This window comes from Halalkalibacter hemicellulosilyticusJCM 9152 (genome assembly GCF_000513115.1).
Lineage (GTDB): Bacteria > Bacillota > Bacilli > Bacillales > Bacillaceae_D > Halalkalibacter > Halalkalibacter hemicellulosilyticus.
In genome coordinates this window covers 1-8,293 of record NZ_BAUU01000064.1, presented here as the reverse complement: position 1 = coordinate 8,293, position 8,293 = coordinate 1, and the positions used below count along the sequence as shown (strand labels likewise).

The window sequence follows — 8,293 nt, the reverse complement described above, 5'->3', positions numbered from 1 at the left end:
GTAAGTATGTACCAGGCTACTATCATAGCAGCCTATCACAAGCTCATATTGAGAAATACCGCTCCTCATTAGGAAGTCATACATTGGTTTATAGACTAGTTCCTAACGTACGAACAGCAAAAGAAAATCCGTTGAACCCGCAATTGGCTTTTTACTCAGGTAGGAAAGCGGATATGGATATTTAAATTTCTTTGTCTTACCGTTATTTCGGGTGGGAGAGGGGATGAAGGGGGCTAATGCTGAAGACGACACGAACTCACTATTTTCAAAGCCTCATTTAATTATGTAGGTTATTTTCTTAAATAATGACTCTTAATAATAATGAAACAAGGGTAAAAACCCTCGACGATCCAGCATTAATCAAGATAGCTAGGACTGGTAATAATGAAGCTATTGGTGAATTTATAAGAAGGTATAGAAGTAATGCCATGAACTGGGTACAAATGCTTGCTAGGGTGGTCTTCAAAAATTGAAATGTCCCCTTTAGGCCTATAATTTATTTACGATTGGTATCCAAATTTCAAAGTGTGGATCATTCTCGTCTCGATCATGTGGATACCTTTCGTGTTTAATTGGTAAGGTATCCTCATAGTACGTGACGTTCGGTTCAGTATAAGCTTGATATTCACTCTCCACTAACCACCGAGAAATTTTATTATAAGATTCCCCGATATTCTCTCCTTTTTCGTGCCTCGTAACAAAATACGTTAGTTCAGGTATGTGCAATTCAATCATGTCTTTCGGAATCGATTGTTCTTCTGTTACTTCATACATCGAGTAATGAGTGAAGCCATCTGGTCGATAATGATACGACAGCCCTAATTGCATAGTCGGATTCACGGCATGGTTCAGTTCTTCAACACGCTCACTCATTGTTTGAATCACATTTTTCAATTGTTGACTATCTGACCAAGGGCCATCCCACTTCATCCCAACCGCGCGATAACCGTTCTTTGTTACAATTTCATACTGCTTATTTGACATGTTCCCATCCCCATTCTTTAAGCGTTTAGTCTATTTTTTGAGCAAACATTTACTTTGTAAAGTTAATCCTAAGTTGGTCGTGTACCACTTAATTGGTGCTTCTAAATGGCAAACAGGAATTTGTGTATAGTCTAATTTTTGAAGCGATCCCACGCCAGCACCTCACATTATTGACATACCATGATGTGATTTCCATCAGGATCTTTAAATACAAACCATTGATCGTTTTCCACTTCCATTACGAGTTCAGCACCCATCTCTTTTATATATTTATAGGAAGCATAAATATCTCCGGTTCGAAACATAAACGCTGGTGCTTTGTACGCTTCTGCTCCACCTTCTTCTAGACCGCCCCACACCGGCATTTCATCCAAGATCACGTCTACCCCATTCATTGGTAAAACATATAAATGACCAAAATCTATTTCATCCGTTTCAGGAAGGCCAAGCATTTGACAGTACCACTTCCTTGCTTTTTCCACATTTCGAACAGGCACAAATATTCCACCAACCTTATTTTGAATTGGACTATCGTTCATCTTTTTAGACATTAACTACCTCATCCTTTCTATATTTTTGGTGATATTATGTTAAATGCTAATTAAGAGCATAATCTTACATTTTTTCAAAAAAAATAAACAAGTAGGTTTTCATTAAGCCTTTAAAACGTTTATGTTTTTTGACTACATCAACTAATACTTCTTTATAGTTCTTTTTTTGTACTGCGTATACCTTCTATCTCATTATTACTTTGTGCTTCATCAACAATTAACTTCTGGAAATATGTCTCTCTATTACAAAATTCGGCAGCTTGCTTATTAGAGAAGATACCCTCGAACTATTTATTAGTACTTTGTTAGTAAGAGACATTAATTTATGAATATTTACATTAAATAGTTGATAGAGCTTCCTTTCGAAAGTCTCTTATAATTAGAGGTGTTAAATAGCTACCCTAACTATTTTTTCTTTTATTTATTTCATTTTTATCATACTCATCACCTTTTTTATAAAAAAATTTTGATAATTTTTCATATTCCACATCCATCACTCCTCTTATTATAAATAATCGCCATTTTTTAATCTTTTATGATTATTCACTGGTGTTGCATAATAAATGATCAAAAGCATGACCCGCTTCAGCACCTTCTAATAAAGCACTCAGCCTTGCAAAGCTAGGTAATCAAATCCGTCACAGTATGAAAATCAGCCAGAGAGCTTATATAGACTCCTCTGCCTGATTTGATAGATGGTCTTATTAGGAATTGCTCAATGACAACTCATCCCTCCTGATTCATGGTCAGACTTGAGCCATACAGCCTCGAACAAGCATAACCCCATTTGCTGAATAGCATGATGTATTTCTGTCGTTTCACTTATAATTTGGCGTAGTTAGCAAGTGTTTTGGCGCCATTTGCTAGTTACAAAGCATCGTAGGAGAGGTACTATTAATCTGTACCGTTAGCAAAGAGATACAAATTACGCTTTAACTACTAATGTAAATAGATAAAGGAGAACTATATATATGACGTTGTATACCTCTAATCGTATAAAAATTCCAGTAGGATTTTGGGCAGGATTACGTCAATTGGGGATAGCCGCTCACGACGTGGTTCGAAAAGCACAATTGCCAATCTCCATTGTTTCTGATCCAGTTGTTACCACAGCCCAATATTTTGCGATCTGGCAGGCTTATTCCGATCTCATTGATGACACTGCCAAAGGAATCATCAAGCTTGCGACATCCTTTGAAACAGATCATTTCCCTCCGACTGTCTTAGCAACTTATCACGCTCGTGACTATCGTGATGCTTTAAAGCGAATGGCCAGGTACAAACAACTGTGCCCGCCTGAAAGCCTACATATCACCGAGGAGGGTGAGCACTGTACAATTGAAATAAAAACATTGCATAGAGAACAACCCGGTCTGCCCATTCTATTTGGCATTACGTTAGCATTTCTAATCGAGCTAGGACGCCGTGGCACAGGACAACCTTTGACAGCAAAGTGCGTAGAATTTTCTACCCATTCGATTGGCGACCTACAAACACTTGAAGATTACTTCGGCTGCCGAATTCAGATCGGGACAAATGGTAACAGGTTGACTATACATCGAGCCGATCTGGATCGTCCCTTTGTCTCGTACAATGCAGAATTGCTGGAGATACTGACTCCCGTACTAGAACAGTCGCTGAATGAGCAGCCACGCACCCCTTCCATTACCGAGACGGTCAAGTGGATCATGAAACGTAGCCTAACAGGAGGCCGCCCTGACATTCAGACTATTGCGAGCGAATTAGGGATAAGCGATCGTACCTTGCAGCGGCGGCTTACTGAAGAAGGCACGAGCTTCAAGCATTTGTTAATAAAAGTTCGACATGAGCAGGCAAGAGAGTACCTGGCAGACCCGTCACTTGATATTAAAGAGGTCGCCTTTTTGGTTGGATATGAAGACCAAAACTCATTCTACCGCGCCTTTCACCTATGGGAAGGTGCTACCCCTTTGAAATGGCGTACAGAACATCTCGGTGCAAACTCGATAAATTGACTCATTTACTTTTCGACACTGTCTTATTAGCAGGATAGCTTAATAATAACTACAAAAGAAAAGATTATTTTCCAAACTAAAAGGAGCAATGTATGATGGATATGGAATTAAAAAATAAAACAGCTATAGTCACTGGTTCAACAAGAGGGATCGGCAAAGCAATTGCCATTGAACTTGCAAAAGAAGGTGTTAATGTACTAATTAATGGACGAAATTACGAAGAAGTAGAACGAACCGTAAATGAAATTAAGTTAGCGTTCCCTGATAGCTTCCCTCAAAATGCTACTGCCGATATTGTAGATACTCAACAAAGGGAAGCATTATTTCAAAAACATCCCCAAATTGATATTTTAGTTAACAATATGGGGATTTATGAAATGATGAAATATGAGGACGTCGACGATGAAGTATGGGAAAAGTATATCCGTACTAATGTTCTTGCCGCAAATGGATTATCTAAATTTTACTTACCTAAAATGATAAAAATAATTTCGGCCGAATTATCTTTATTGCGAGTGAAGAAGCGGTTATGCCTTCAGGACAAATGCCTCAATATTGTATGACAAAATCAATGCTATTATCATTGTCAAAAAGCCTATCTAAATTAACAATAGGAAAAGAGGTTACAGTCAATACGATCTTGCCGGGACCATCGCTCTCTGAAAATGTGCATCAAATAATTGAAGGGATGTACCCTAATGAAGATATGACTTTTTCAGAAAAAGAGAAAGAATTTATGACTACAAATCTGCCTCAATCTGAAATTCAACGATTTATCAAGCCAACTGAGATAGGTAGATTAACTACCTTTATATGTAGCCCTTATGCATCGGCTTTTAAAGGTTCTCCGATCCGTATGGATGGAGGCATGGTACCGACTATTTTTTAGCACTTTTTCTTTGGGGCTATATCAAAAGGTCGTAAAAATGATCTATTGATACAGCCCCTCTTAATGATAGTTTTACTAGTATCGTTAACCTACATTAATTGCAACCATGCGAAAAAAATAACTAGACATTTGGGTTACACTTAAAGCAACAGATTGGTTACAAGACAAAGTAGATCATTTTGATTTTTGCTCACATCTGGAATGAGAATTATGAGTTATCCACTAGTAACTAACAAATTAATCTACCTCTTTGTACGGAAGTGCCAATAAGTGCTTTAAATTGTCATCAATAAATCTATTATCGGTACTGTTAATCCCACGACCGGCAAAGTGACCCCATACTGAGTTGATAGGATGAAATTCAGTATTAGGTACTAGATTAGCCTCATATTCGTTACTATCTGCCGTGCAGAAGAGATCTGTACTTCCTGGCATGATATAAGTAATCGCTTCTATGCTTTTGAGTGCCTCATCAAACTCTCCGTTATACACGGAGTTTGCACTAATATCTGCGTGTTGTCCTGTCCATAACATGGCTAGTACATTGTGCGGATCCATACTCATAAAACTATCTTCCCAAACTCCTGCCACAAAATCTTCCAGGGATTCAAATCCCAGTTCTCGAAAAAGTCCTTCTTTATAGAAGGTCTGCGATAATCCCCATCCTGCATAGACACGTCCTACAGCACGCATGTCATCAGAAGTCAATTGGTTTAACTTAGTAGAATCTGAGCCAATTGAGGCCATGAGCGTAGCCTTAAGTCCATCAAGGACCACATACGTTTGCGGCCAAGTCTTTGCATTTCCACAGAAGGAGGCAATTCGTTCCACCATATGAGGATAAATCGCCCCCCATTGGAGGGACTGAACACCTCCCATTGACCATCCAACGACAAGGGCAATTTTCTGAATGCCAAACTTTTCGGTCACTAGTCGATGCTGTAATTGAATGTTGTCATAGATGGTTACGTGTGGAAAATTAGCCTTATCGAATGGCTCTGGCGTATTACTTGGAGATGAAGATAATCCGTTCCCTAACAGATTGGGAACAATAATGAAATATTTCTGTGGATCTAGTGCCATCCCGTTTCCAATTAACCATTCATTATTAACATGCCGGTCGCCAAAAGCCGTTGGATAAACGATAACATTATCTTTCCTTTCATTTAATGTTCCATAAGTCTTGTAAGCAAGAAAAGCATTTGGTAATGTCACTCCAGACTGCAATGTTACATCACCTAAATGATAACGCTCAAAATCCTCCATGAGTGTCCACTCCTTTCTAAATGAAACACAAACATTTAATATGTATTTCTTGTTATTAAGTATAAAGCTGTGATAATTTCAATAAAAGTGAACAAAATTAATAGTAGTATTCAATAATATTGAAAGTTCGAGGGGGGGAATTATGATGGAATTTCGCCAACTGAATACATTTTATACGGTTGCAACAACTTTAAATTTCAGTCGAGCTGCTGAAGCACTAAACTATGTGCCCTCTAACGTTACGATGCAAATAAAAGCATTGGAGGAAGAGCTTAATGTTCGTCTATTTGATCGCTTGGGGAAGCAGCTCGTTCTCACAACTGCGGGTAAACGTTTTTAACTCATGTCCAGGACATTCTAAACAAATTGGAAGAAGCCCGCAGCTCCGTTCATGACAATGAATTTCTAAGTGGTACTCTAACGATCAGTGCCAACGAAGTTGTTTGCGCCTATCGACTTCCAGAGGTCTTTAAACTTTTCCGTTTGCGGTATCCGGGAGTTCGCCTTATCTTTCGCTCCGTTCCAAATCAACAACTGAAACAAACGCTCTTTGAGGGAAGCTCCGATGTCGCCTTTATACTAGAAGAACCCATTCAATCAACAGGACTTGCAGTGGAAGCATTGACAGAAGAAACTTTTCACTTTTTCGTCTCTCCAGACCACTCCCTTGCGAAACGAGCTATATTACAGCTTGAAGATTTTCGAGGAGAAGTTTTCCTCATTAATGAAAAGGGTTGTCCCTATCGAACCATGTTTGACCGAACATTTAAGAAAGGTGATGTTGATAGTATTTCTTCTTTAGAGTTTCAAAGTGCCGAAGCCATTAAACAGTGCGCAATCTCGGGAATCGGTATTGCCTTTCTTCCTGAAATAGTAACGGAAGTCGAAGTTAAACGTGGTGAACTTGTTGCTCTTCCTTGGAAAGTCTCAGACTTGGATGTATATACACAGATGTCTTGGCATAAAGACAAGTGGCTTTCACCGATTATTTTATCTTTCATAGAAACAGCAAGGGAGTTTATGGCTATAGAAGAAGACAATATGTCTAAATAGTTAAAACTATTTAGACATATTGTCTTGAATTTCTTTGTATTTAACCGTATTTTCTATTAGGGAACAGGAAACTCAATACCTATATAATACTATTATCAGATCCTCTATACATAATAATCTAAGGCACCTTTAACTGCTAAAAGCTATTAGATGATTCTGTTAAGAAATCACTAGTGTTGCATAAATGAAGTCAGAAAATTCTGTCTATAAATATTTCGTGATCAGGGCCAAAAAATGAATACCCAACTAAAGGTGGCTCCATATCATACTAAGGTGACCGCGACAGTTCGTTCTTTAAGGGATGGCTGTTCCTTCAATTTTTCTTAGCCAGATATACGTTGGCTTCCATAAAGTAGCCCTTAAGTAATCCCCTAACACATGAAGACTCTCGACTTCTTGTGATTGCGCAAAGAGCAAAAATTTTAAAAGAAAATCTGTGCTGTGTCTTACCTTTCCCATGGGCATCACCGTGGATATTTCTTAGATTACCTAAACCATTAACAATTGATGAACATCCACCTAAAATTTGTTTGAAAATAGTTAAGTCATGTTGTTCAGGAGACAAATCTAAATCGTTAGCTACTAATTTATAAATTTCATGTAAACTAGCATTACTACTATAACTTATATCCCTTTCATCTAATATATGTTTTAGAACACCGACAAGTGTTCTTGATATGGTTATAGCACCTTCAGGATCATTTTCTTTTCTCTTTAATGCCTTGTTCCAATAGTCAAGAACTTGTTCCGAATTAAATATCCGCAAGTTCTCATCAATTGATTCTATTAAAGGTACTTCTTCCTGTTCCTCCAAATAATTTAACAGATCATTAAAGTCATTCCATATTAATTGCCTTCTTTCAGCATATGTGGATAACTCATGCTTTATAAATTGCCAAAATTGTTGAAGGTCTCTATAATCCCTCACATATCTTGGTAATAGATTTCTTGTTTTGGCATCTTTTAGAAAATACCTTCTAAGTTCTACATAATGGTCATTGTCAGCGGGTCCATCATTTGTACTCATGTTAATTAACAATCTTTGTAAGTATTCTGCCTTCTCAAAGTCACTTTTAAAATTATTTAAATTAGTCTTGACGTTTTCTTCTATTAGATCAGACATCTCCTTCACTGAATCCCCCTTTTTATATTAAAGTTTACTACTCCACTCTATCCTTTTTTACCTTTATGATAATTGAAGGTTCAGAAATATCATCTATTATTTCTACACAATCATTGATAAAATTTGATTCTACTTCTCTTGGATTTTTCTTATTATGATCATGATCAATTGCGTGCAGTAATAAAGACAAGCTTGGACCAGTTAAATTCGTCGAATACGGTGGTAGTATCCCCTCTTCTATTAATATTTTTAAGGATATTACACCTGAAAAACTATTGCTTGTCCCTCCTGCATATTCAAGGACTTTGCCAAAGTCATAGTGATGATCATAGTAGAGTTGAGATTGCATACTTAACAATTCAAAAATGTCATGTTCAATCCATTCAACATCCTGTATTACCTTTTGATAGATTGGGATAATGGGCTTTAAATT

The 8,293-nt window shown here is 37.5% G+C and carries 5 protein-coding genes and 4 pseudogenes; 4 read left to right on the top strand and 5 right to left on the bottom strand.

Annotated features, from left to right (window positions below; genetic code table 11):
* A pseudogene (locus JCM9152_RS23575) lies at positions 1-185 on the top strand (pyridoxamine 5'-phosphate oxidase family protein); the annotation flags it as partial.
* 304 nt (positions 186-489) lie between these two features.
* Here the strand turns inward: JCM9152_RS23575 and JCM9152_RS20550 are convergent.
* On the bottom strand, positions 490-984 hold the full coding sequence (locus JCM9152_RS20550; RefSeq protein ID WP_035347591.1) for a GyrI-like domain-containing protein: 495 nt from the start codon (positions 982-984) through the stop codon (positions 490-492).
* 167 nt (positions 985-1,151) lie between these two features.
* Entirely contained in the window at positions 1,152-1,535 is a 384-nt protein-coding gene (locus JCM9152_RS20545) for a VOC family protein (protein ID WP_035347589.1), read from the bottom strand.
* Positions 1,536-2,506: 971 nt separating this feature from the next.
* Between JCM9152_RS20545 and JCM9152_RS20540 the strand changes: the two genes are divergently transcribed.
* Complete coding sequence (locus JCM9152_RS20540) at positions 2,507-3,529, top strand: AraC family transcriptional regulator (RefSeq protein ID WP_035347587.1); 1,023 nt, start codon at positions 2,507-2,509, stop codon at positions 3,527-3,529.
* A gap of 95 nt (positions 3,530-3,624) precedes the next feature.
* Positions 3,625-4,418: pseudogene (locus JCM9152_RS20535) on the top strand (SDR family NAD(P)-dependent oxidoreductase).
* A 237-nt stretch (positions 4,419-4,655) separates the two neighbouring features.
* Here the strand turns inward: JCM9152_RS20535 and JCM9152_RS20530 are convergent.
* Positions 4,656-5,684 carry an alpha/beta fold hydrolase gene (locus tag JCM9152_RS20530; protein ID WP_035347585.1) on the bottom strand — a complete coding sequence of 343 codons (1,029 nt, stop codon included), beginning with the start codon at positions 5,682-5,684 and terminating at the stop codon, positions 4,656-4,658.
* A gap of 145 nt (positions 5,685-5,829) precedes the next feature.
* On the opposite strand from JCM9152_RS20530, the pseudogene JCM9152_RS20525 reads away from it, so the two are divergent.
* A pseudogene (locus JCM9152_RS20525) lies at positions 5,830-6,737 on the top strand (LysR family transcriptional regulator).
* A 313-nt stretch (positions 6,738-7,050) separates the two neighbouring features.
* On the opposite strand, the gene JCM9152_RS20520 reads toward JCM9152_RS20525, so the two are convergent.
* Complete coding sequence (locus JCM9152_RS20520; RefSeq protein ID WP_081728166.1) at positions 7,051-7,860, bottom strand: abortive infection family protein; 810 nt, start codon at positions 7,858-7,860, stop codon at positions 7,051-7,053.
* 37 nt (positions 7,861-7,897) lie between these two features.
* Positions 7,898-8,293: pseudogene (locus JCM9152_RS22805) on the bottom strand (hypothetical protein); the annotation flags it as partial.

Bases quoted from the DNA above. Each gene is read 5' to 3' on its own strand.
- JCM9152_RS20530 (WP_035347585.1), bottom strand. From the start codon at position 5,684: ATGGAGGATTTTGAGCGTTATCATTTAGGTGATGTAACATTGCAGTCT.
- JCM9152_RS20550 (WP_035347591.1), bottom strand. From the start codon at position 984: ATGTCAAATAAGCAGTATGAAATTGTAACAAAGAACGGTTATCGCGCG.
- JCM9152_RS20520 (WP_081728166.1), bottom strand. From the start codon at position 7,860: ATGTCTGATCTAATAGAAGAAAACGTCAAGACTAATTTAAATAATTTT.
- JCM9152_RS20540 (WP_035347587.1), top strand. From the start codon at position 2,507: ATGACGTTGTATACCTCTAATCGTATAAAAATTCCAGTAGGATTTTGG.
- JCM9152_RS20545 (WP_035347589.1), bottom strand. From the start codon at position 1,535: ATGTCTAAAAAGATGAACGATAGTCCAATTCAAAATAAGGTTGGTGGA.